Source organism: Azospirillum canadense, from assembly GCF_025961225.1.
GTDB classification, from domain to species: domain Bacteria; phylum Pseudomonadota; class Alphaproteobacteria; order Azospirillales; family Azospirillaceae; genus Azospirillum; species Azospirillum canadense.
This window is the reverse complement of the sequence record NZ_JAOQNG010000001.1, coordinates 2799389-2821450: the sequence shown is the minus strand read 5'-3', so window position 1 is coordinate 2821450 and position 22062 is coordinate 2799389. Positions and strand designations below refer to the sequence as shown.

The 22062-nt window shown below is 67.4% G+C and carries 21 protein-coding genes and 1 other RNA gene; 11 read left to right on the top strand and 11 right to left on the bottom strand.

Features of this window, described 5'->3' with window-relative positions; all coding sequences use genetic code 11:
- Nucleotides 1-4: 4 nt before the first annotated feature.
- The gene (locus M2351_RS13435; RefSeq protein WP_264656548.1) at nucleotides 5-871 is read right to left on the bottom strand and encodes a prephenate dehydratase; all 867 of its coding nucleotides are present in this window, start codon (nucleotides 869-871) and stop codon (nucleotides 5-7) included.
- Between the two features lie 14 nt (nucleotides 872-885).
- Nucleotides 886-1668, bottom strand: coding sequence for a 3-deoxy-manno-octulosonate cytidylyltransferase (locus tag M2351_RS13430; RefSeq protein WP_406567383.1), 783 nt, complete (start codon nucleotides 1666-1668; stop codon nucleotides 886-888).
- Nucleotides 1669-1884: 216 nt separating this feature from the next.
- Between M2351_RS13430 and M2351_RS13425 the strand changes: the two genes are divergently transcribed.
- Together M2351_RS13425 and M2351_RS13420 are read left to right on the top strand one after the other, a co-directional pair.
- Nucleotides 1885-2427 (top strand): c-type cytochrome, encoded by a 543-nt coding sequence (locus M2351_RS13425; RefSeq protein ID WP_264656546.1) that lies wholly within the window; start codon nucleotides 1885-1887, stop codon nucleotides 2425-2427.
- Nucleotides 2428-2750: 323 nt separating this feature from the next.
- On the top strand, nucleotides 2751-4760 hold the full coding sequence (locus tag M2351_RS13420; RefSeq protein ID WP_264656545.1) for a methyl-accepting chemotaxis protein: 2010 nt from the start codon (nucleotides 2751-2753) through the stop codon (nucleotides 4758-4760).
- Nucleotides 4761-4775: 15 nt separating this feature from the next.
- Here the strand turns inward: M2351_RS13420 and M2351_RS13415 are convergent, their stop codons facing one another.
- From M2351_RS13415 to ffs, 6 genes are all read right to left on the bottom strand, one after another.
- A complete protein-coding gene (locus tag M2351_RS13415; RefSeq protein ID WP_264656544.1) occupies nucleotides 4776-5399 on the bottom strand; it encodes a type 1 glutamine amidotransferase family protein in 624 nt (207 codons plus the stop codon).
- Between the two features lie 57 nt (nucleotides 5400-5456).
- Complete coding sequence (gene recR, locus M2351_RS13410) at nucleotides 5457-6050, bottom strand: recombination mediator RecR (protein WP_264656543.1); 594 nt, start codon at nucleotides 6048-6050, stop codon at nucleotides 5457-5459.
- 169 nt (nucleotides 6051-6219) lie between these two features.
- Complete coding sequence (locus M2351_RS13405; protein ID WP_264656542.1) at nucleotides 6220-6846, bottom strand: class I SAM-dependent methyltransferase; 627 nt, start codon at nucleotides 6844-6846, stop codon at nucleotides 6220-6222.
- Between the two features lie 295 nt (nucleotides 6847-7141).
- Nucleotides 7142-7465 carry a YbaB/EbfC family nucleoid-associated protein gene (locus M2351_RS13400; protein WP_264656541.1) on the bottom strand — a complete coding sequence of 108 codons (324 nt, stop codon included), beginning with the start codon at nucleotides 7463-7465 and terminating at the stop codon, nucleotides 7142-7144.
- A 3-nt stretch (nucleotides 7466-7468) separates the two neighbouring features.
- Complete coding sequence (locus M2351_RS13395) at nucleotides 7469-9352, bottom strand: DNA polymerase III subunit gamma/tau (protein WP_264656540.1); 1884 nt, start codon at nucleotides 9350-9352, stop codon at nucleotides 7469-7471.
- Nucleotides 9353-9453: 101 nt separating this feature from the next.
- Nucleotides 9454-9551: signal recognition particle sRNA small type (ffs, locus tag M2351_RS13390), an RNA gene on the bottom strand.
- A 178-nt stretch (nucleotides 9552-9729) separates the two neighbouring features.
- Here ffs and M2351_RS13385 point away from each other — a divergent pair.
- The 3 genes from M2351_RS13385 to M2351_RS13375 all read left to right on the top strand — a co-directional run bounded on the left by M2351_RS13385 (nucleotide 9730) and on the right by M2351_RS13375 (nucleotide 11715).
- Entirely contained in the window at nucleotides 9730-10779 is a 1050-nt protein-coding gene (locus M2351_RS13385; RefSeq protein ID WP_264656539.1) for a hypothetical protein, read from the top strand.
- A 74-nt stretch (nucleotides 10780-10853) separates the two neighbouring features.
- Nucleotides 10854-11282 carry a hypothetical protein gene (locus tag M2351_RS13380; protein ID WP_264656538.1) on the top strand — a complete coding sequence of 143 codons (429 nt, stop codon included), beginning with the start codon at nucleotides 10854-10856 and terminating at the stop codon, nucleotides 11280-11282.
- Between the two features lie 76 nt (nucleotides 11283-11358).
- On the top strand, nucleotides 11359-11715 hold the full coding sequence (locus M2351_RS13375) for a winged helix-turn-helix domain-containing protein (protein ID WP_264656537.1): 357 nt from the start codon (nucleotides 11359-11361) through the stop codon (nucleotides 11713-11715).
- 69 nt (nucleotides 11716-11784) lie between these two features.
- On the opposite strand, the gene M2351_RS13370 is transcribed toward M2351_RS13375, so the two are convergent.
- Entirely contained in the window at nucleotides 11785-12981 is a 1197-nt protein-coding gene (locus tag M2351_RS13370; RefSeq protein WP_264656536.1) for a phosphoglycerate kinase, read from the bottom strand.
- A gap of 242 nt (nucleotides 12982-13223) precedes the next feature.
- Between M2351_RS13370 and M2351_RS13365 the strand changes: the two genes are divergently transcribed.
- From M2351_RS13365 to M2351_RS13355, 3 genes are all read left to right on the top strand, one after another.
- Nucleotides 13224-14258, top strand: coding sequence for a class I SAM-dependent methyltransferase (locus M2351_RS13365; protein ID WP_264656535.1), 1035 nt, complete (start codon nucleotides 13224-13226; stop codon nucleotides 14256-14258).
- A 130-nt stretch (nucleotides 14259-14388) separates the two neighbouring features.
- Nucleotides 14389-16005: a CYTH and CHAD domain-containing protein gene (locus M2351_RS13360; protein ID WP_264656534.1), complete on the top strand. Its 1617-nt coding sequence runs from the start codon at nucleotides 14389-14391 to the stop codon at nucleotides 16003-16005.
- An 11-nt stretch (nucleotides 16006-16016) separates the two neighbouring features.
- Entirely contained in the window at nucleotides 16017-16640 is a 624-nt protein-coding gene (locus tag M2351_RS13355) for a ParA family protein (protein WP_264656533.1), read from the top strand.
- A gap of 78 nt (nucleotides 16641-16718) precedes the next feature.
- Here the strand turns inward: M2351_RS13355 and M2351_RS13350 are convergent, their stop codons facing one another.
- The gene (locus M2351_RS13350) at nucleotides 16719-18416 is read right to left on the bottom strand and encodes a methyl-accepting chemotaxis protein (RefSeq protein ID WP_264656532.1); all 1698 of its coding nucleotides are present in this window, start codon (nucleotides 18414-18416) and stop codon (nucleotides 16719-16721) included.
- Nucleotides 18417-18624: 208 nt separating this feature from the next.
- On the opposite strand from M2351_RS13350, the gene M2351_RS13345 reads away from it, so the two are divergent.
- On the top strand, nucleotides 18625-18909 hold the full coding sequence (locus M2351_RS13345; RefSeq protein ID WP_264656531.1) for a YciI family protein: 285 nt from the start codon (nucleotides 18625-18627) through the stop codon (nucleotides 18907-18909).
- Nucleotides 18910-18926: 17 nt separating this feature from the next.
- Entirely contained in the window at nucleotides 18927-19340 is a 414-nt protein-coding gene (locus M2351_RS13340) for an EVE domain-containing protein (RefSeq protein WP_264656530.1), read from the top strand.
- Nucleotides 19341-19451: 111 nt separating this feature from the next.
- Here M2351_RS13340 and M2351_RS13335 read toward each other — a convergent pair whose 3' ends face one another.
- On the bottom strand, nucleotides 19452-19706 hold the full coding sequence (locus tag M2351_RS13335) for a hypothetical protein (RefSeq protein ID WP_264656529.1): 255 nt from the start codon (nucleotides 19704-19706) through the stop codon (nucleotides 19452-19454).
- Nucleotides 19707-20108: 402 nt separating this feature from the next.
- Between M2351_RS13335 and acs the strand changes: the two genes are divergently transcribed.
- A complete protein-coding gene (gene acs / locus M2351_RS13330; RefSeq protein ID WP_264656528.1) occupies nucleotides 20109-22049 on the top strand; it encodes an acetate--CoA ligase in 1941 nt (646 codons plus the stop codon).
- Nucleotides 22050-22062: the final 13 nt, after the last annotated feature.

Genomic DNA, 22062 nt, shown 5'->3' with positions numbered 1-22062 from the left:
TCCGTCAGTCCTCGCCGACCCGCTGGCTTTCCTGGTAGCGGAAGGGGTTGGCGGGGTAGACGCCGAGGATCTTCACCTCGCGGGCGAAGAAATCCAGTTCCTCCAGCGCCAGCCGCAGCGACTTCTCGTCGGGGTGGCCCTCGACGTCGGCGTAGAACTGGGTTTGGGTGAAGCGCCCGCCGACCATGTAGCTTTCCAGCTTGGTCATGTTGATGCCGTTGGTGGCGAAGCCGCCCATCGCCTTGTACAGCGCGGCCGGCACGCTGCGGACGCGGAAGACGAAGGTGGTGATGGTCTTGCCTTGGCCCACCGGCGGCAGCTTCGGCTCGCGGGCCAGGATCAGGAAGCGGGTGGTGTTGTGCTCCGCGTCCTCGATGCTGCCCTTCAGGATGTCGAGCCCGTAGATCTCCGCGGCGAGCGAGGAGGCGATGGCCGCGTGCTGCGGGTCGTTCAGCTTCGCGATCTCCGCCGCGGCCCCGGCCGTGTCGGCGTGGCTGATGGCCTGGAGCCCCAGCTCCCGCGTCATCTTCCGGCACTGCGACAGCGCCTGGATGTGGCTGCGCACCGTCTTCAGCCCGGCCAGTGTGGCCCCCTTCGGGGCCAGCAGCTGGTGGTTCACGCGCTGGAAATGCTCGCCGATGATGTGCAGGCCGCCTTCGGGCAGCAGGTGGTGGTTGTCCGCCACACGGCCGGCGACGGAGTTCTCCACCGGGATCATGGCGAGTTCCGCACGCCCCTCGCGCACGGCGGCGAAGGCGTCCTCGAACGTGGCGCAGGGCAGCGTCGTCATGGTCGGGAAGACCGTCCGGCAGGACAGGTCCGAATAGGCGCCGGGGAAGCCCTGGAAGGCGATCACGTTCGAGTTCGGCATCGGCGGGTCTTTATTTAAGGGGAAGTGCGTTTCGCCAGGATCACGCGGGCGCGTTCCAGGTCCGCGGGAGTATCGACGCCGAGCGGAACCGCGTCAACGACCGCGGCGTCGATTCGCATGCCGAAGGCCAGCGCGCGCAGCTGCTCCAGCCGCTCCCGCTGCTCCAGGGCGGAGGGCGGCAGGCGGACGTAACGCTCCAGCGCGGCGCGGCGGTAGGCGTACAGGCCGATGTGGTGGAACAGCGGCCCGTCGCCCCAGGGGGCGGTGGCGCGGGTGAAGTACAGCGCCCGCCCACGCCGGGATCCCGGCGGCAGCTCCAGCACGGCCTTGACCACGTTGGGGTCGGTCCGCTCCTCCTCCCGCGTGATCTCCACCACCAGCGTGGCGATGTCCACCTGTGGGTCGGACAGCGGTGCGAAGGCGGCGCGCACGGTCGCGGGCTCGATGGTCGGCAGGTCGCCCTGCACGTTGACCACCGCGTCGAACTTGCCGTCGGGGTCGAGCAGGCTGACCGCCTCAAAGATGCGATCGGAGCCCGAGGGGTGGTCCGGCCGGGTCAGCACGGCGGTGCCGCCGGCCGCTTCCACGGCCTTGGCGATCTCCGGCTCGGCGCAGGCGACGACCACGGGGCCGATCTCCGCCTCCACGGCGCGGCGCCAGACCTGCACGATCATCGGCGCGCCGGAGATGTCCGCCAGCGGCTTGCCGGGCAGGCGGGTCGACGCCATGCGGGCCGGGATGACCACGATGGGGTTGGAGGGCGGCGGGCTGGCGGTGCTCAAGGGGCCGGTGTTCATGAGTAGGAGCCGTATCACGTCTCTGGGTGGCGCGGGTGAACCATGGATCCCACTTTTCGTCAAGCGTCGTGGTCCCAACATTCCTGTGGCATGCAGGATGGGGATGCGCGGCGCTGGGCGGTGACAACCCGCCGCGGTCAGGCTATCGTTCCAAGGAAACGCCACCAGCCAGGGCAGTCAAACCCCGGGGCACAAACCAAAAAGGGATCGAGACGTATGAGCATGGAGTGGAACAAGATCTTCGGCGCCGTGCTGTTGGCGGGGCTGATCGCCATGTTGACCGGTTTCATGTCGGAAGTCCTGGTGCACCCGAAGACGCCGGAGAAGGCCGCCTATGTCATCGCGGTCCCGGAAAGCAAGGGTGGCGACACCAAGGGCGGTGGCGGCGCGCCGGCCGGCCCGGGGGACATCGCTCCGCTGCTCGCCAAGGCCGATCCCGCCGCCGGCCAGGCCGCGGCCAAGGCCTGCGCCTCGTGCCACAGCTTCGACAAGGGTGCGGCGGCCAAGGTCGGCCCGAACCTGTACGGCATCGTCGGGTCCAAGCACGGCCACATGGAAGGCTTCGCCTATTCCGACGCCATCAAGGGCCATGCCGGCAACTGGGATTATGCGGAACTGAACAAGTTCATCTACGACCCGAAGGCCTACGCGCCGGGCACCAAGATGACCTTCGCCGGCGTGAAGAAGGACCAGGAGCGCGCGAACATCATCGCCTATCTCCGCTCCCTGTCCGACAGCCCGGCCCCGCTGCCGCAGTAATCGCCCGCGTCATCCATCGCCGTTCGATGGCCATCATCGTTTGATGGCCGGGTTTGATGGCCGGAAAAGCCCCCGACCCATCGTCGGGGGCTTTTTTCGTGTGCGCCGGGGCAAAAACTTCCGTCGCACCGGCGAGGGCCGGCACTGATGATGGGATGTTGCTCGGCGGCAACATTGCGTGAAACAAACGGAAAGTTTGCTGCACAAATTGCGTGCTATGCATATTGTCGTATGCTCTCGTTGGAAGCGATGGGGTGCTCCTCGGTGGCGCGCCTCGGGATTGGTCCGATCCGCTTGCCTCGCTCCTGTACGGGAAATCCAGGATGTTCCAGAATTTGAAGATGCGGGCCAAGGTGGCCCTCGGTTTGGGAGCTGTGATGGTGATGCTGGTCGCCGTCGGCGGTATTTCGTGGTGGAATGCGTCGGTTGCGAACGACAGCCTTGCCGCTTTCGCCACCCAGGCGCGCATTGTCGAGTTGGTGGCGGGCAGCGACACGGCCCTGCTTCAGGGACGCCTGGGCGCAACCCGCTACGTCTATGCCGGCGGGGACGTCAACGCCAAGAATGCCCGCGACGGAATCGGGCTGGCGCGAGAGGAGCTGATCAAGGCCCGCGGATTGATCGACCGCGAGAATGTTCGCCAAGCGGTCGACGAGATCCTGGAGCTTCAGGTCCAGTATCTCGCGGCTTTGGACGACGCCGTCCGGGCCAGGGAGGAGCGCGAACGCCTCATCGCGTCCGTCGCCTACGACGCGGGTTCGAAAATCCGCGGTCTGCTCCTGGAGTTGCGCGACGGCGAGACGGAGGCCGGCAACCTGGCCGCGGTGGCGGCCATCGGGCAGGTGTCCGAGAGCGTGTGGACGGCCCGTGTCGTGCTGCTGCGGATCCTGATGGGCGACGGCGCCTTCGGCTTCGACACGGTCACCAAGTACCTCGATGCCGCCACGCAGGCCATGCAGACCCTCAAGGCACAGCGCCTGGCCGCCGGGCAGGCTGAACGCCTCGCCGCGGTCGATGGCATGATGAAGCCCTTCGTGGAGGGCATCGCGTCCATCGACCGGTCCATGGCGAACCTCTCCAAAATCCGCGACGAGCGGCTGAGCCCCTTGGGCGTCGGCATGGCCGGGAAGTCCAAGGCGATCCGCGATGCCGCCGCGGCCTTCCAGAGCAAAGCGCGCACGAACGCCACCGAGTTCGCCGACGCGGTCGTGACGATGGCCGGACTCCTGACGCCGGCTGCGGTCTTGGTCGGTGCGCTTCTGGCATGGCTGATCGGCAACGGCATTGCCCGCCCGATGACCGCGATGACCTCAGCGATGGAGCGGCTCGCCCGGGGTGACAGCGCGGTCGCGGTGCCCGGCGTCGGCCGTGGCGACGAAATCGGCGCGATGGCCGCGTCCGTGCAGGTGTTCAAGGACAACCTGATCCGCAATCACGCCATGGAAGAGGAGGCCCGCCAAGCCGAGCACCGCGCCCAGGAAGAGAAGCAGCGGGCCATGGCCGCGCTGGCCGACAGCTTCGAGGCCAGCGTCCAGGGTGTGGTCATGGCGGTGTCCCGCTCGGCCGAACTGCTTCAGTCCAACGCGCAGAACATGTCGGTGATCGCCGACCAGACCTCCCGCCAGGCGTCCTCGGTCGCCGTGACGACCCAGCAGTCGTCCAGCAACGTCCAGACCGTCGCCGTGGCCACGGAGGAACTGACCAGCTCCATCGCCGAGATCGCCCGCCAGGTGGAAACCGCCACCACCATCAGCCAGACAGCCGTGGAGCAGGCCCAGCGTACCAACGAGACGGTGGAGGGGTTGTCCGGGGCCGCCGAGCGCATCGGCAGCGTCGTTCAGCTGATCAACTCCATTGCCGGCCAGACCAACCTGCTGGCCCTGAACGCGACCATCGAGGCGGCGCGGGCCGGAGAGGCCGGCAAGGGCTTTGCCGTGGTGGCGTCCGAGGTGAAGAGCCTCGCCACCCAGACCGCCAAGGCGACCGAGGAGATCACCGGCCAGATCATGGCCATCCAGAAGGAGACGGGGAACGCCGTCAGCACGATCCGCGTCATCGCCGACACGGTCCAGCGGGTGAACGAGATCGCCGCGTCGATCGCTGCGGCGGTGGAGCAGCAGAGCGCCGCGACGGGCGAAATCGCCCGCAACGTGCAGCAGGCGGCGAACGGCACCGAACTGGTGTCGCAGAACATCGCCAGCATGAACCAAGCCTCCGGCGAGGCGGGCAAGGCCGCCTCGGAGGTGCTGGTCGCCGCGAACGACCTCAGCAGCCAGTCGGACGCCCTGCACCGGTCGGTCGGCGACTTCGTACAGAAGATCCGCAACGGGTAGAAGCGGCGGCTCCGATCAAAGGGGGGCTGCGGTCGCCGGTTTTTCGATGTAGGGGCCGATGGCCGCCATCGCCCGCGCCGCGTACTCGTCCTTCTCACCGACCGGCGCGACATAGTGCAGGATCGACTCGGCTTCGGCAGGGCTGGCGCGACGGGCGATCGCCCAGCCCGCGAGGTAATGCGACGCCAGGCAGCCGCCGGCCGTCGCAATGTTCCCCACAGCGTGGAAGGGCCGCTCCAGCACGGTGATGCCCGCCTCAACCGCCCAGGGCTTGGTGACGGTGTCGGTGCAGGCCGGCACGTCTTCCAGCAGCCCCAGCGCCTTCAGGATCAGCGCGCCGCTGCACTGCGCCCCGATCAACTGCCGCCTGGGGTCGAGCCGCAACTCGTCCAGGATTGCCGCGTCCCTGGCGATGTCGCGCGTCCGCACGCCGCTGCCGACCAGAACGAAGTCGGCCTCCCGCGCGAAGGACAGCGGCTGCTGCCGTTCCACCCGCACGCCGTTCATGGAGGTGACGAACGGTGTGGGGCTGATGATCTCGGCGCTCCAGCCCGGCCGTTTCACCCGGTTCAGGATGGCCGACGCGATAAAGCTGTCGAGTTCGTTGAACCCGTCGAAGGTCAGGACGGCCGTGCGCATGGGGACTCCGCAAGCTGGATCAGCGGAGTATAAGAGACCAGCGGCTTGGGAAAAACCCTAAAGAGGGCGCCGTGCCTTCAGCGCGGCGGTCAGGGTGCCGTCGTCGAGGTAGTCCAACTCGCCGCCGACCGGAACACCGTGGGCGAGACGGGAGACGGAGACGCCGCTGCCGGCCAGCCGGTCGGTCACGACATGGGCGGTGGTCTGGCCGTCCACGGTCGCGTTCAGCGCCAGGATGACCTCCTTGACGGCCGGGTCCTTGGCCCGTTCCACCAGCGACGGAATGTTCAGGTCGTCCGGACCGACGCCCTGCAGGGCCGACAGTGTGCCGCCCAGCACGTGGTAGGTGCCGCGGAAGGCCCGCGTGCGCTCCAGCGCCCACAGGTCGCCGGCGTCCTCCACCACGCAGATCACCGCGCGGTCGCGCGTGTGGTCGGAGCAGACGGAGCAGGGATCGCGGCTGTCGAGATTGCCGCAGACCGAGCAGTTGCGGATCGACTCCGCGGCGAGCGCCATGGATTCCGACAGCGGCACGAGCAGGGTGTCGCGCCGCTTCATCAGGTGCAGCGCCGCCCGCCGCGCCGACCGCGGCCCCAGCCCCGGCAGCTTGGACAGGAGCTGGATCAGGCGCTCGATTTCAGGTCCGATCATGACATCACCTTGTAGCAACAACCGCCCAGGTTGCAGGCGCGGAGGGACGAAATGCTAACTTTCATATGCATCTGGGTCTATGTGCTTCTTATCCAACACCCGAGCTTACCGGTAGTTTCACCTAGAGATGAATTGCAAGCATTAAGTCGTCCGTGATCGCTCCTTTATTTCATACTTCGGCATCAAATTCATAAATCCACTCGCTTGGGGTGTCGAATTCTTTAATCGCCCAAACGCAGGAATTCAGCCATGCGGGGTAATTCTTAAAATCTGGATGCGATTCCTGATGAATTTGGGCGGGGTACTTATACCATGACCCCTTGACGTTCATGCCCATGGATTTGGGGAATAACGCTTCCAAAGCGTTCGTTGAGAAGCGGAAGTAATCGTACGGATACCCATGCAAAGAGAATGTTTGGTGAGTTTGGATGAAAACCAAGCCACCAACCTTTAGGCACTTCATGATCTCATGCGCGGCTTTGTATGGAAACTTGAAATGCTCAAATCCTGAGCACGTCATTACAATATCAAAAGAATTTACCGCGACTTTATCGGTCAGCCTATGAACATCAGCGACAACGGATACATCGATTCCTGCTTGGATGTCGCTGCCAACCCATTCTTTGTATTGCGGCACTAAATATTTGTGAGTGGTGTCAATGTTCGGGTTGCTTCTAGCGACACCCAGTTCGAGAACGACTGGGGCAACATAGCTCTTAAGACAAGCCTCAAGCTCATCAATTGTCTTTTGGTTGCTCACAGCATCAGGAGATAAGCCTTTGGTGATCATGTTCATTTAACGCTCTCTTTGAATGAATGATTGTGTGCTTTGGCGTGCGCGCAACCCTGAGGAAGTTTCTTGCGGCAGTAGCGCAAATTAACCTGCTCACCAAAAAGAACAAAGCATTTTGTCTGAAATGGGTTATCCGGGGTAGTCGGGCACGTGACCACTTCGCGGCCGCAGAGAGTGCGGAGCGCTTCCATCAACTCGGAATCGGCTCAAGAGTTGTCCTGCTATGGCGCAAGCGAGAGCGGATATACGCCATTGATAGTGCCGCGTTTATCCGCTCTCGAATACTGGCTGCCGTGTCTTAGAACGGCAGCTTCATGCCCGGCGGCAGCTTCAGGCCGCCCATCAACTTCTGCGTCTCTTCGGCGACGTGCTGCTCGACCTTGGCCTTGGCGTCGTTGAAGGCAGCGATGATCAGGTCCTCCAGGACCTCGACGTCCTCCGGGTCGACGATGGACTTGTCGAGCTTGATCTTCTTCATCTCGCCCTTGCCGTTGACGGTGACGTTGACCATGCCGGCGCCCGACTGGCCCGCCACCTCAACCTCGCCCAGGCGGGACTGCATCTCCTGCATCTTGGACTGCATCTGCTGGGCCTGCTTCATCATCTGGCCGAGGTTCTTCATGGGTCAGAAATCTCCTTCATCGTCGAGCGGGTAATAAACCCCGTCTTCCTGCTGTACGACCATAAGGTCGGGACTCTCGCCGTCGTCGGCAACCGCCGGCTCCGATTCGGCAACGGCCGCGAGGTCGCGGACGTCGGTGATCTTGGCGCCGGGGAAGGCGTCCAGCACGGCGCGCACCACCGGGTTGGCCTGCGCCTCCTCCAGCGCGCGCTGCTGGGCGGCCTGCTCCTGCTGGATCAGCGTCGGCTCGCCCGGCGCGTCGGACACGATGACGACCCAGCGCTGGCCCGTCCATTCCGACAACAGCTGGCCGACGCGATTCGGCAAGGTGGCCGGCGCCAGGGATGCCAAGCGCAGTTCCAGCCGTCCCGGCTCCATGCGCACGAAATGGACGCTGCCGGTCAGGTGGCCGTACAGCGCGCCTTCGCGCTTCTCCGCGAACACCTGCACCAGCGTGCGGAAGTCGCGCGGCATGGCCACGCGCTCCTCCTCCGGCACGGCGGAGGCCACGGCGACGGCCGGCGTGGGCTGGGGGGCGGCCGCTTGGGGCGCCTCCGCCGGGCGGGCGACGGCGCGCAGGCCGTTGCCGGCGACCGCCACCGGCCCGCCGCCGGGGCCGCGCGGCGCCGGGCCTCCGCCATTGCCGCCGTTTCCGTTGCCGGCACCGCCGCCGTTGGTCAGGTTCTGGAACTGCCGGATCAGGTCGCCCGGAGTTGGCAGGTCGGCGGCGTAGGCCAGCCGCACGATGACCATCTCCAGCGCCTGCTGCGGCACGGGGGCGGCCTGCACCTCGCCCAGCCCCTTCAGCAGAAGCTGCCAGGCGCGGGTCAGCGCCGGCATGCCGAGCTTGCCGGACAGGGAGGCGCCGCGGGTCCGCTCCGCCTCCGGAAGGCCGGGGTCGTTGGCCGTGTCCGGCACCACCTTCAGGCGGGTCAGATTGTGCACGAGGTCCAGCAGATCCTGCAGGATCACCACCGGGTCGGCGCCGACCCGGTGCAGGTCGGCCAGGATGTCCATGGCCTCCGCGGGCCTTGCGGAGACGGCGGCCTCGAACAGGTCGATCACCTTCGACCGGTCGGCGAGGCCCAGCATGTCGCGCACCTGCTGCGCGGTCACCGTGCCGGCCGCCAGCGCGATCGCCTGGTCGAGCAGCGACAGCCCGTCGCGCACCGACCCGTCGGCGGCGCGCGCGATCAGGCTGGCCGCGTCCGGCTCGATGCCGGCGCCTTCCTGCGCCGTCACGCGGGTGAAGTGGTCCTTCAGCACCTGGGCGTCGACGCGCCGCAGGTCGAACCGCTGGCAGCGGGACAGCACCGTCACCGGCACCTTGCGGATCTCGGTGGTGGCGAAGACGAACTTCACATGGGCCGGCGGTTCCTCCAGCGTCTTCAGGAGCGCGTTGAACGCGCTCTTGGAGAGCATGTGGACCTCGTCGATGATGTACAGCTTGTAGCGCGCCGAGACGGGGGCGTAGCGCACGCCCTCGATGATCTCGCGGATGTCGTCCACGCCGGTGTGGCTGGCGGCGTCCATCTCCATCACGTCGACGTGCCGGTCCTCCGCGATGGCGCGGCAGTTGTCGCACACGCCGCAGGGCGTCACCGTCGGCCCGCCCTGGCCGTCCGGCCCGGTGCAGTTCAGCGCGCGGGCGATGATGCGGGCGGTGGTGGTCTTGCCCACGCCGCGCACGCCCGTCAGCATGAAGGCCTGGGCGATGCGGCCGGAATTGATGGCGTTGGTCAGCGTGCGGACCAGCGCGTCCTGCCCGATCAGCTCGGCGAAGGTCTTGGGGCGGTACTTGCGCGCCAGAACCCGGTAGGCGAGCCCGTTCGACGACGTGCTGGCAGGCTCGGAGATGGCGGTATCGGCAACAGTGGTATCGGTCACGCGGCTGGCCCGGAAATCGGCTTCACGACGGAGCGCAGAATAGCGTCACGGCGCGGGGCTGTCGCCGTTTCAATTCGCTACCACGTTTGAAAGGGATAAGGGTGGGAGACTGGACAAACGACCCGAGCCGTAACTCGTTGCGGCTGCTTCCTTCCGGACCTGACCGGGTTGGCGAGGGACACGTCCGCCGCCAGCCTCCCGCCGCTTATATCGGCGATGACGCGGTCATATGCAAGGCGAAAAAGCCGACCGGCGTTGCGGAACGCTCCATCCGGGTGACGCGGTTGTGGCGCTGGATGAAAGTTCGCGAAAGCCGCTTGACACTCTGAATCTCAGAGCGTAGTTACTCTGCATCACAGAGTAACAAGGGCCACGCCGTGAGCGACGCCGTCACCCGCCAGCTTCTGTCCATCCAATCCATGCTGTCGTCCGGCCACCGCAACCTGCGGATCGAACGGCACACGCTGCTCCTGTGGGGGCTGGCGGGCGGCGGGTTGCTGGTGGTCAGCGACTGGGTGTTCACCCCGCAGCAGATCCCCTCGAACGAGATGCGGGCCTTCGCGTGGCTGGCGCTCCTGACGGCGGTGCTTGGCACCGCGGGGCTGGTGGACCTTTACCTGACCCGCCGCGTGAAGCGGCGGCGGGACGAAACCTGGTCCTTCGTCCACCGGCAGATCCTGAAGGTCTGGTGGCTTCTGATGGCGATGGGAACGCTGCTGACCTTCGCGACCTTCTTCTTCGGGGGCGGCTATATGGTGTGTTCCGCCTGGATCATCCTGCTCGGCATCGGGCTCTACGTGCACGGCCTGTTTTCCGAGGAGCTGCTGGAATGGATCGGCGCCACCGCTATCCTGATGGGGGCGGGGGCGCTGGCCACCCGGCTGCCGTACGAGGCGACGCGCTGGCTCGCCGCGTCCGTCAGCGGGCTGGGGCTGCCGCTGGTGGCGGGTATGCTCGACCACGGGCGCAGCCGGCCCTTCTGGCACCGTCTGGCGCAGACGGCGGGCTGGATCGCCGTGGTGCTGGGCGTGCCGCTGGCGGTCTATTCCGCCGATTGGGCGGGGCCGGGCGACGCCTTGCCGCGCCTGACGCTGGATGCCTACCGCGCCCACCCCGTCACCAGCGGGCCGGTGCGGGTGCTGGTGCCCGCCGGCACCGCGTTGCCGGTCACCCTGGCCCTGACCGGCGACCTGCTGGACGCCGGGGCTCCGCTGCAATTGCCTCTGGCCACGAAGCATTCCGTCGAGGTGCTGATCCAGGACGGCACGCCGACCGAGCGCTTTCGCGTCGGCGACGGTCCCTGGATGAACGCGCGGGGGCGGATCGCGATCACGATACCGGACATTTCCATCACCCTGGACCCCGTCCGCGGTCCGGCCGTGGACACGTCCCTCAACATCGTCCGGCTTCCCGCCGGCGACCACTGACGGCAGCGAGGCAGCCGCAGGGCTGTCGTCGTCGGCGCTCATCAACGACAACAATCGAACAAGGAAACCGAACCATGAAGTGTGGTAACGCCTCCCGTCTGTCCGGCGCCCTGCTGTGCCTGGCCGCCGCCGCCACTCTGACCGCCTGCGCCGGCTTCCCGCCGACTGCCGCCGATATGGCCAATGTGCCGGTCGTGCGCTTCGGCCAGCCAGCCCCCGCCGACAAGAATTTTGTGATGTTCTATCCGGAAGGGGCGCCGCTGCCCGTAAAGGCGACGGTGAAGGGCACGCTGCTGAAGCGCAGCGACGAAAAGATGCTGGAAGTGAGTACCGCGCGGGATATCTACATTTATCGCGAATGGGTCAGCTTCGACGGCAAGGAGTGGCTGCGCGGCGACCAGGCCAACAGCGGCCGGATCGAGGTGCTTCTGCCGGGCGGCAACGGCACCGATCCGGGCGTGCTGTCGGTGACCTTCGACGCCAAGACCGACGCGGGCAAGTAGGAACCGGGCGGCCGCGCCGCCCCACCCGCGCAACAGGACCTTGCGCAACAGGACAGAGTCAGGACCAGAGGCAGGAATGGAATCGCTCGACCCGCTGCTGCACCAGCCGCTGCGAACCCAGCTTGCCGCTTACCTCGCCGGCGCGGGGGAGGCGACCTTCAGCGAGATCAAGGGCCGGCTCGACGTATCCGACGGCAACTTGGACTCGCACATGAAGAAGCTGGTGGCCGCCGGCTATGTGTCGGTCCGCCGCGAAAGCGGCGATGGGCGCCCGCAATCCTTCTACAGCCTGACGCCGGACGGCCGCGACGCGTTGGCCCGCTACGTGAAGGCGCTCTACGCCCTGCTGCCGCCCGGCGCCGTTCCCGGCGTTCCCGGGGAAGACGACAGCCCGGCGGTCTCTCCCCTGGCCCCGCTGCCGTTGCCGCGGTAACCCAACGGTCCCCAAACGAAAAAGGCCCATCCCCGTCGCCGGGGATGGGCCTTTTCGTCGATGGGCCGCTTACTTCTTTTTCAGCGCGGCGACGCCGGGCAGGTCCTTGCCTTCCAGCCATTCCAGGAAGGCGCCGCCGGCGGCGGAGATGTAGGTGAACTTCTCTTCCACGCCGGCGTGGGCCAGGGCGGCCACCGTGTCGCCGCCGCCGGCCACCGACAGCAGCCCGCCTTCCGCCGTGCGCTCGGCGACCAGACCGGCCACCGCGTTGGTGCCGCCGTCGAACGGCTGGATCTCGAAGGCGCCGAGCGGGCCGTTCCACACGATGGTCTTGGCGCCCTGCAGCTTCAGGCCGAGGAACTCCACCGTCTTCGGCCCGACATCCAGCGCCATCTCATCCGCGCCGATGGCGTTGGCGGCGACGGCGCGGTTGGCCGCCCCCGCCTTGAACTCCTTGGCAACGATGAAGTCCACGGGCAGCAGAAGCTCACAGTTGGCCGCCTTGGCCGTCTCCATGATGGCGCGCGCCTGGTCGGCCATGTCCTTCTCGCACAGCGAGGCGCCGACATCGACGCCCTGGGCGTAGAGGAAGGTGTTGGCCATGCCGCCGCCCAGCGCCAGCATGTCGACCTTGCGCACCAGGTTGCCCAGCAGGTCGAGCTTGGTCGAGATCTTGGCCCCACCGACCACCGCGGCGACCGGGCGCTCCGGCTTCTCCAGCGCCTTGGTCAGCGCCTCCAGCTCCGCCTGCATCAGCCGGCCGGCGGCGGCCGGGAGGTACTGCGCCACCCCTTCGGTGGAGGCGTGGGCGCGGTGAGCGGCGGAGAAGGCGTCGTTGACGTACAGGTCGCCCAGCTCGGCGATCTGCTTGGCGAAGGCGGGGTCGTTCTTCTCTTCCTCAGGATGGAAGCGGGTGTTCTCCAGCAGCACGATGCCGCCCGGCTGCACGCCGGCGATGGCCTGCTTGGCCTTGTCGCCCACGCAGTCCTCGCCGAAGGCGACGCTCTGGCCGACGGCGGCGCTGAGCGCGTCCAGCACGTTGCGCAGGGAGTTCTTGGCGTCCGGACCGTTCTTCGGGCGGCCGAAGTGCGACAGCACCACGACCTTGGCACCCTTCTTGGACAGCTCGGTCAGGGTCGGCGCCAGCCGGTCGATGCGGGTCGTGTCCGATACCTTGCCATCCTGCATCGGAACGTTCAGGTCGGCGCGCACCAGCACCGTCTTGCCGCTCACGCTAAGGTCATTGATGGTGTTGAACTCGGTCATGGCCGCTGTTTCCCCAAGGTTGCGAGTTTTGGACATTGCCTGTTTTGGGGCGCAATGCAGCACAGGGACGCCCGCTTTGCAACGCCCCGCGTGGTCGGTCGGATGCGGCGAAAACGGATGGGCGGTGGGCGTGGGTGGTGGGCGGCTGAGGAAAGCGATCCCATCTTTTATCCATGAGCACGACATCACCGCATTCCCACCCCTGCGCCCCGTCCCATGCCCCTTCCCGGCTGGTTCCGCGCGTGGCCTACGCCGCCAGCCAGTCGGCCCGCGTCGCCTGGTACCTCGGTCAATACATGCTGGCCGCGAGGCTTGGCGCGCGCATCACCGGCCGCAATCGGGTGGCGCACCCGACCGACAAGCCCATCCCCGACACGCGCGCCATCCTGGAGGAGTTGCGCGCCCTGCTGGCCCGCGACCTCGCCAACATCGAGGCGGGCTGGTACCGGCTGCCGCACGACCTGGTGCCCGATCCGCGCCGCGTGCTGGCCGACGCCGCGGCCTTCTTCCGCGACGTGCCGCTCGTCTCCCGCCGACGCCGCGACCATGTGGCGACGGAGGTGCGCGCCAACCCGCCGCCCGGTTCCGAAAGCCTGCCCGCCTATTACCGCCAGAACTTCCACTACCAGACCGGCGGCTACCTGACGGAGGAGAGCGCGCGCCTGTACGACCATCAGGTGGAGGTGCTGTTCGGCGGCGGGGCCGACGCCATGCGGCGGCAGGCGCTGGTGCCGATCGTCAAGCACCTGCGCGACCGGCGCAGCGTAGACTGCCGCCTGCTGGACGTGGCGGCCGGAACCGGGCGTTTCCTGACCTTCGTGAAGGACAACCACCCGCGGCTGCCGGTCACCGCGCTCGACCTCTCCCCGGCCTACCTGCGGGAGGTGCGGCGCAATCTCGCCCCTTGGGCGCGCAGCGCCGCGCTGGTGCAGGGCGCCGCGGAGGCGATTCCGCTGGCCGAGGGCACGCAGGACATCGTCACCTGCATCTATCTGTTCCACGAGCTGCCGCCCAAGATCCGCGCCCAGGTGGCAAAGGAGATGGCGCGCGTGCTGAAGCCCGGCGGCATCCTGGTCTTCATGGACAGCCTCCAGTACGGCGACAACCCGGCCATGGACGGGCTGCTGGACATCTTCCCGCAGGCCTTCCACGAGCCCTTCTACGCCCATTACGCGCGCGACGACCTGGGGGCGCTGTTCACCGCCGCCGGGCTGCGGCCGCGGGAGGAGTCGCTGGCCTTCATGTCGAAGCTGCTGGTGTTGGAGAAACCAGCCTGATCCCACCGCCGCTGCGGGACGCAGACCTTGCGGCGATCGGCCGCAGTCGGTGAGGCTGTAACAGTTCTGTAACTTGACCGGTGCGGGGGCCTGTGCAACCACGGGGCCTCCGGCAATTGGCGGGGCACATATGGTCGACGCGGAGTCCAACCGGGAAACGGAACTGAAGCTGGCCGTTTCGCCCGACGACATGGAGAAGCTCCGGTCCTCCCCGGCGATCGCCGCGCGGGCCTCCGGGGCGGCGGCGACCAAGGCGTTGGAAAGCACCTATTTCGACACCGCCGACCGCCGTCTGGTCGGGCGTCTGGTCACCGTGCGCGTGCGAAAGGTCGGCGACCGCTATCTCCAGACCGTGAAAGGCGCCCCCGATCCCGACGGGCTCGGCCGGGCGGAGTGGGAATGCCCCATCGACAGCCCCACGCCCGACCTGTCGCGCATCACCGACCCGGAGGCGCTGGACCTGCTCGGCCCGGTGTCTGAATCGGAGCTGCGCCCCCTCTTCACCACGGTGGTGGAGCGCACGACCCAGGTCGTGACCCTGCGCCAAGGTGAAGCGGATGGCGAGGAGGCCGCCGGCATCGAGGTCGCTTTCGACCGCGGGGACATCCGCACGCCGGAGGGCGGCTCCGTCCCCATCTCAGAGGTGGAACTGGAGTTGCAGAGCGGCTCGCCCGCCGCCCTCTACGACCTTGCGCTGGAGCTGGCGGCCGTGGCGCCCCTGCGGCTCGACCCGCGCACCAAGGCGTCGCGCGGCTACGCGCTGGCCGACGGGCAGGAGGAGGGGGTCGTCAAGGCCGGCAAGCTGGAGCTGGACGCCGACACGACGGTGGAGGGCGCCATCGCCCGCATCGTGCGGACCTGCGTCAACCACATGGCCGCCAACGAGGCCGTTTCGGTGAAGGGGGAGGATCCGGAAGGCATTCACCAGATGCGCGTGGCGTTGCGCCGCCTGCGCTCCGCGCTCGCCCTGTTCCGCGACTTCATCCCGGCCGACCAGTACGGCTGGCTGGCGGGGGAGGTGAAGTGGCTGGCCGCCAACCTCGGCCCGGCGCGCGACTGGGACGTCTTCCTGACCGAGCTTCTGGAGCCGGTGCGCGAGGCCTTCCACCGCGCCGACGGGCACGGCAAGCCGTTGCAGGAGGACATCGACGCGCTGGCCGCCGCGGCGCGGGCGAAGCGCGACCGCGCCTACGAGGCGGCGCGCGAGGCGATCCTGTCGGAGCGCTACACCACGATGCTGCTGAAGGTCGGCGCCTGGGTGGAGTCGCGCGGCTGGCGCGCCCAGCGCGTCAGCGAGCATTCGGCCCGCCTGTTCGACCCGGTCGAGGGGCTCGCCGACCACTTGCTGTCGCGTCGCGCCAAGAAGGCCCGCCGCGCCGGCCAGGGCTTCGCTGACCTGTCGGTGACGGAGCGGCACGAGCTGCGCATCGCGCTGAAGAAGCTGCGCTACGCCGCGGAGTTCTTCCGCAGCCTGCACGAGGACAAGCCGGCGCGCCGCTACATCCAGCAGCTGGCCGCCTTCCAGGACGCGCTGGGCCACCTGAACGACGTGGCGACGGCGACCCGCCTGCTGCACGAGCTGCACGACGACGGCAGCCGCCCGGCGCCGGGCGAGCCGCGCGCGGCCGGCATCGTCATCGGCTGGCACGCCCGCGGCGTGGCCGACGCGGAGGCGACGCTGGTCGGCCTGTGGGAGGGTTTTGCCGGTGCGAAACCCTTCTGGCCAAAGCCGGACCGGGAGGAGTAGTCTTTCCGGCCATGCGCACAATCCTCGTCGCGAACATCAAGGGCGGCTGCGGCAAGACCACCATCGCCACCCACCTCGCCGCCGCCTACGCCGGGACGGGGCACAGCACCGTGCTGGCCGACGTGGACCGCCAGCGCTCCTCGCTCGGCTGGCTGGAGCGCCGGCCGCGCACGGCGCCAGCCCTGGTCGGGCTCGACTGGGCGAAGGATTTCGGCGATGCGCCAAAGGGCACGCAACGCCTGATCATCGACGCGCCCGCAGCGCTGAAGACCAAGCAGATCGAGGATCTGGTCCGGATGGTCGACATCGTCGTCCTGCCGGTCCTGCCCAGCGCCTTCGACGAGCAGGCGACCCAGCGCTTCCTCGGCAAGCTGGAGGAACTGAAGTCGATCGCCAAGAACCGCAAGTCGGTCGCCGTGGTCGGCAACCGCCTGCGCGCCCGGACCAAGGCCGCCGACCGGCTGGACCAGTTCCTGGGCGGGGTGGGGCACCGCGTGGTCACCCGCCTGCGCGACAGCCAGATCTACGCGGACGCCGCCGCATCGGGCCTCAGCCTCTTCGACCTCACCGGCAAGCGCGCGGCGGAGCACCGCGCCGACTGGGACCCGCTGCTGACCTACATCGACGGGCTGTGACACGGTGACGGCTTAGGTTGGGTTGCGCCTTCGGCTACACCCAACCTACGGATTGTACGGGTCCTTTGGGTCCCGTGCTCACCAGTCCTCGGGCAGGGCCTCCGACAATTCGCCGAGAAGGCGCAGCACCTCATGCGAGGCGTCGTTGAGCTGCTTCAACTCCGCCATCGCCTCCGCCTCCTTGCCTTCGGCCTTCAGCCGCAGCGCGGCCTTGCCGTGGTCATGAACGCGGCGGTGCGAGTCCTCCAGCGCGCGGTAGGCCGGGGCGGTCCGGATCGCCGGATTGTCCACCGACTCGTACCAGGCGCCGAGCCGGCAGGTCTGGTGATTGGCGATCTCGTTCGCGGACAGGGAGAGCCGCCCCATCAGCGCGTCGACGATCTTCTTCTTGAAGACGACGTGGTCGATCTTGGCGATTTCGCAGAGCGCGCGGGGAGTCTTCAGCGTGGCGATCTGCTCCACCCGCTGGGCGATCGCACTGTTGGAGCTGTTGACCGACTGGATCACGCTGCCGATCAGCGTGTCGTTGCGCGCCGCCATGGTGGCCACGGTGCCGATTCCGCCGGAGATGCGGGTCGAGGTTTCCGACTGCTGGCCCAGGATGTCGGCGATCTCGTGCATGCGCCGGCCGACGTTGCCCACCTGCTCCGCCACCGTGGTCATTTCGGTGCCGGTCGCGGCGATAACCTCCTGGCCGCGGGCTACGGCTGTCCCGTTCTGCCGCATGGCCTCCACGATGCTGGCCATTTCGCCGCGCAGCGCCTCGATGCGGCCGCGGATGTCCTCCGTCGCCTGGGCGGTCTGGTTGGCCAGCGCCTTCACCTCCGTCGCCACGACGGCAAATCCTTTTCCGGCCTCGCCCGCCCGCGCCGCCTCGATGGTCGCGTTGAGCGCCAGCAGGTTGGTCTGCTTGGAGATGGCGTCGATGGAGACGAGGATTTCCCCGATGCGGTCCGACGCCGCGGCCAGATCGTCGATCTTCGCCGCGGTCGACTCCACGGCGCCGGCGATGGTGCGCATGGTGTCCACCGCGTCGGTGGCGGCGGTCATGCCGCGGTGCACGGATTCGCCGGCCGCCCGCGCGTCGTCTGACGCGCTCTGGCTGTTGCGGGCGATGGCTTCCACCGAGGTGACGAGATCGGCCGCAGCCAGCGCGATGTCCTGGCCCTGCTCCTTCACGGAGCGGGCATCCCGGCTGAGTTCGGCCAGCGTCACCATCGCCTCGTTGGAGTTGATGGCGAAGTGCACGAGGCTCTTCAGGTTGTCGCTCATGTCGCGGCGCAGCTGCTCGTTCCGGTTCTGGTCGGCGTGAGCGGTCTCATAGGCGGACAGCGTCAGTTCCAAATCCTGGCCGACCAGCCGGGTGAGCGCCGCCGAGGCACCCGGAACGCCCCGGCGCAGCAGCCCGCCGCCGCTGGTCTCCGCCAGTTCGATCAAGCGGGCCAGCATGAAGTTGTAGGCGGTCACGTAGGCGTGCGGGGCGAGACCGATCCGCGCGTGCGCGCGGCCGACCGCGCGGGCGCGCTCCGCATAGGCTTCGGTGATCCCGTCCGTCAGCAGGTTCGCCCAATGTTGCCTCTGCTGCACCTTCAGCCGCGGCAATTGGGACTCGTCGCCAATGTAGGACCACAGTTCCGGGGTGGAGCGGATGAAGCCGTAGAACTCCTCCACAAGGCGGTCCAGCACACCGACAAGGATTGGCGCGACGCGCCGCAGGGCGTTCTGGTCCTGCGCGCTCAACCGGGTCGAGGCAAGTTCACGTGCATGGACCGCCATTTTGTTCTCCTCAAGAGAGCGTCGTTTGATGTCGTATGTATTGTTTGCGCGATGAACGCTTCAATATGGCAACCATAAAAGGCCAAAGGTTTACGTTTGTGAAGACGTGGGCAGGGACGAAGCGTCGCACCTTGCTTGTCGCTGCACCTTCCGCGGCGCGCCTCGCTGCGCTAGGCTCGCCCGCCAATTCGAACGGGAAGGGTGACCCATGCTCTACATGTTCCACTGCACCGACAAGGCGGGCGCGGCGCAGGTGCGCGTCGACAACCGTCCGGCCCACCTGGCCTATCTGGAATCCAACGCCGACCGCATCTTCGTGGCGGGGCCGCTGCTGTCGGACGACGGGCAGGGCATGGTCGGCAGCCTGCTGATCGTGGACTGCGCCGACGAGGCCGCCGCCAAGGCGTTTGCCGACGGCGACCCCTACGCCAAGGCCGGCCTGTTCGAATCCGTCGAGATCCGGGCGTGGCGCCGGGTCTACCCGAAGGCCTGAGCGGGGGACGGACGGCGATGGCCCGCTGGCTTCTGAAGTCGGAGCCCTTCAAATACTCGTGGGACCGCATGGTTGCCGACGGCACCACCCATTGGGACGGCGTGCGCAACCACCAGGCCTCGAACAACCTGAAGGCCATGAAGGTCGGCGACCGCGCCTTCTTCTACCACTCGAACGAGGGGCTGGAGGTGGTCGGCATCGTCGAGATCGCGCGGGAATACTACCCGGACCCGAGCGACGAGGCCGGCCGCTTCGGCATGGTCGACGTGCGGGCGCTGATGCCCGTGAACACGCCCGTCACGCTGAAGACCATGAAGACCGACCCGCTGTTGCAGAACATGGCACTGGTGCGGCAGTCGCGCCTGTCCGTCTGCCCGGTCAGCGACGACGAATGGGCGCATGTCTGCGCGCTCGCGGGGATCGAGGCGTAAGGAAAGGGCCGTGCGGGGGCGGTTCGGCGGGCGTCCGCCGGACTTCCCCGGCACTTGCCCGCTGCGGTGCCCCCTGCGGCATTGTTCGAAAGAAGGATGCGGCCGGTCGGGTTACTCGGCCGGTTCGCACATGACCGCCTGGAAATCCAGCGTGGCCTGGAGCATGCGGCGGGCCAGGGCGCGCACCTCCGCCGCGGACTGGGCGGCGCTTGTCCCGATGGCGGGGCCGAAGCCGGGAACGGCGTCGGGAAGCGCGCGCAGCGTCGCGTCGATCACCATCAGGTTGGTGCGGTCGCTCATCTCGGTGAGCCGGCCGATCAGGTCCGAGGCGCCGGCCGTGCCGTCCGCGTTGGTCGTGCTGGCCATGTCGCTCGCTCCGCCCGATGCACACACGTGTCTGGTTCACGCCGCACGTTAACGATCCCGGGTTAAGGGGCCGTTAAGCGCCGGCGGAATGCCATCCGGGCCGGGGCCGGAGTCGCGACCGGGCCGGGGTCCGGTGCCAAGGTCGGGCAGACGGTCGAATGGGCGCGTCAAATAGTCGCGGCCTGTCTCTCATCCTTTCGCATCAGGTTTCAAAACATCAGGCGCTGCGTCGCAACAAAGTGGGGCCGCAAGACCCGATTGAGAGGGTGGACAATCGGCCGTTCTGCTTGTGGAGACGGGAACTTGTGTGGATAATGAACGGCAACAGGGGAGTGGCCGGCTGCCGCTCTCTCAAGCCCTTCAGGGTCTAACCAGAAGCACTACCGGGGGAATCGCGAGCCAATGTCCGACAATTCGTTCTTTCCTGTTAAGCCGGAGATCGCCAAGACCGCTTATGTGGACGAGGCGGCGTACACCAAGATGTACGAACAGTCGATCTCGGATCCCGAGGCTTTCTGGGGTGAGCACGGCAAGCGCGTCGACTGGATCAAGCCCTTCACCAAGGTGAAGGACGTCAGCTACACCGGCGACGTCCACATCAAGTGGTTCTACGACGGCACGCTCAACGTTTCGGCCAACTGCATCGACCGCCATCTCGCCACGCGCGGCGACCAGACCGCGATCATCTTCGAAGGCGACGACCCGTCGGTTTCCAAGAACATCACCTACAGGGAACTGCACGAACAGGTCTGCCGGCTGGCCAACGTGCTGAAGAAGCACGGCGTCAAGAAGGGCGACCGCGTCACCATCTACCTGCCGATGATCCCCGAGGCCGCCTATTCGATGCTGGCCTGCGCGCGCGTCGGTGCGATCCACTCCATCGTGTTCGGCGGCTTCTCGCCGGACAGCCTGAAGGACCGCATCGTCGACTGCGACAGCCACTTCGTCATCACCTCGGACGAGGGCCTGCGCGGCGGCCGCAAGGTTCCGCTGAAGGCGAACGCCGACAAGGCCGTGGCCGGCGCGCCGGGTGTCAAGAACGTGCTGGTCGTCAAGCACACCGGCGGCGACGTCGCCTGGACCGAGGGCCGCGACCTCTGGTACCACGAGGAGGTCGCGTCCGTTTCCGCCGACTGCCCGCCGGAGGAGATGAGCGCGGAAGACCCGCTGTTCATCCTCTACACCTCGGGCTCGACCGGCAAGCCGAAGGGCGTGCTGCACACCACCGGCGGCTATCTGGTCTACGCGTCGATGACGCACCAGTACGTCTTCGACTACAAGGACGGCGACGTCTACTGGTGCACGGCCGACGTGGGCTGGGTCACCGGCCACAGCTACATCGTTTACGGCCCGCTGGCCAACGGCGCCACCACGCTGATGTTCGAAGGCGTGCCGACCTACCCGGACATCTCCCGCTTCTGGCAGGTGGTGGACAAGCACAAGGTCAACATCTTCTACACCGCCCCGACCGCCATCCGCTCGCTGATGCGCGAGGGCGAGGGCCCGGTGAAGAAGACCTCCCGCGCGTCGCTCCGCATCCTTGGTTCGGTCGGCGAGCCGATCAACCCGGAGGCGTGGCTCTGGTACTACAACGTGGTGGGCGAGGGCCGCTGCCCGATCGTCGACACCTGGTGGCAGACGGAAACCGGCGGTATCCTGATCACTCCGCTGCCGGGCGCCATCGGCCAGAAGCCGGGTTCGGCGACCAAGCCCTTCTTCGGCGTGAAGCCGGTCGTCGTCGACAACGACGGCAAGGAGCTGGAAGGCGAAACGGAGGGCAACCTGTGCATCGCCGACAGCTGGCCGGGCCAGATGCGCACGGTGTTCGGCGACCACGAGCGCTTCGTCCAGACCTACTTCTCGACCTTCGCCGGCTACTACTTCACCGGTGACGGCTGCCGCCGCGACGCCGACGGCTACTACTGGATCACCGGCCGCGTCGACGACGTGATCAACGTGTCCGGTCACCGCATGGGCACCGCCGAGGTCGAAAGCGCGCTGGTCGCCCACCCGAAGGTGGCCGAGGCTGCCGTCGTGGGCTATCCGCACGACCTGAAGGGCCAGGGTATCTACGCCTATGTCACGCTCAACGCCGGCGAGTCGCCGACGGAGGAGCTGCGCAAGGAGCTGGTGAACTGGGTCCGCAAGGAGATCGGCCCGATCGCCTCGCCCGACCTGATCCAGTGGGCTCCGAGCCTGCCGAAGACCCGCTCGGGCAAGATCATGCGCCGCATCCTGCGCAAGATCGCCGCGAACGAGCACGACAGCCTGGGCGACACCTCGACCCTGGCGGATCCGACGGTCGTCACCGACCTGATCGAGAACCGCATGAACAACACCTGATCGGCGTCGTTCC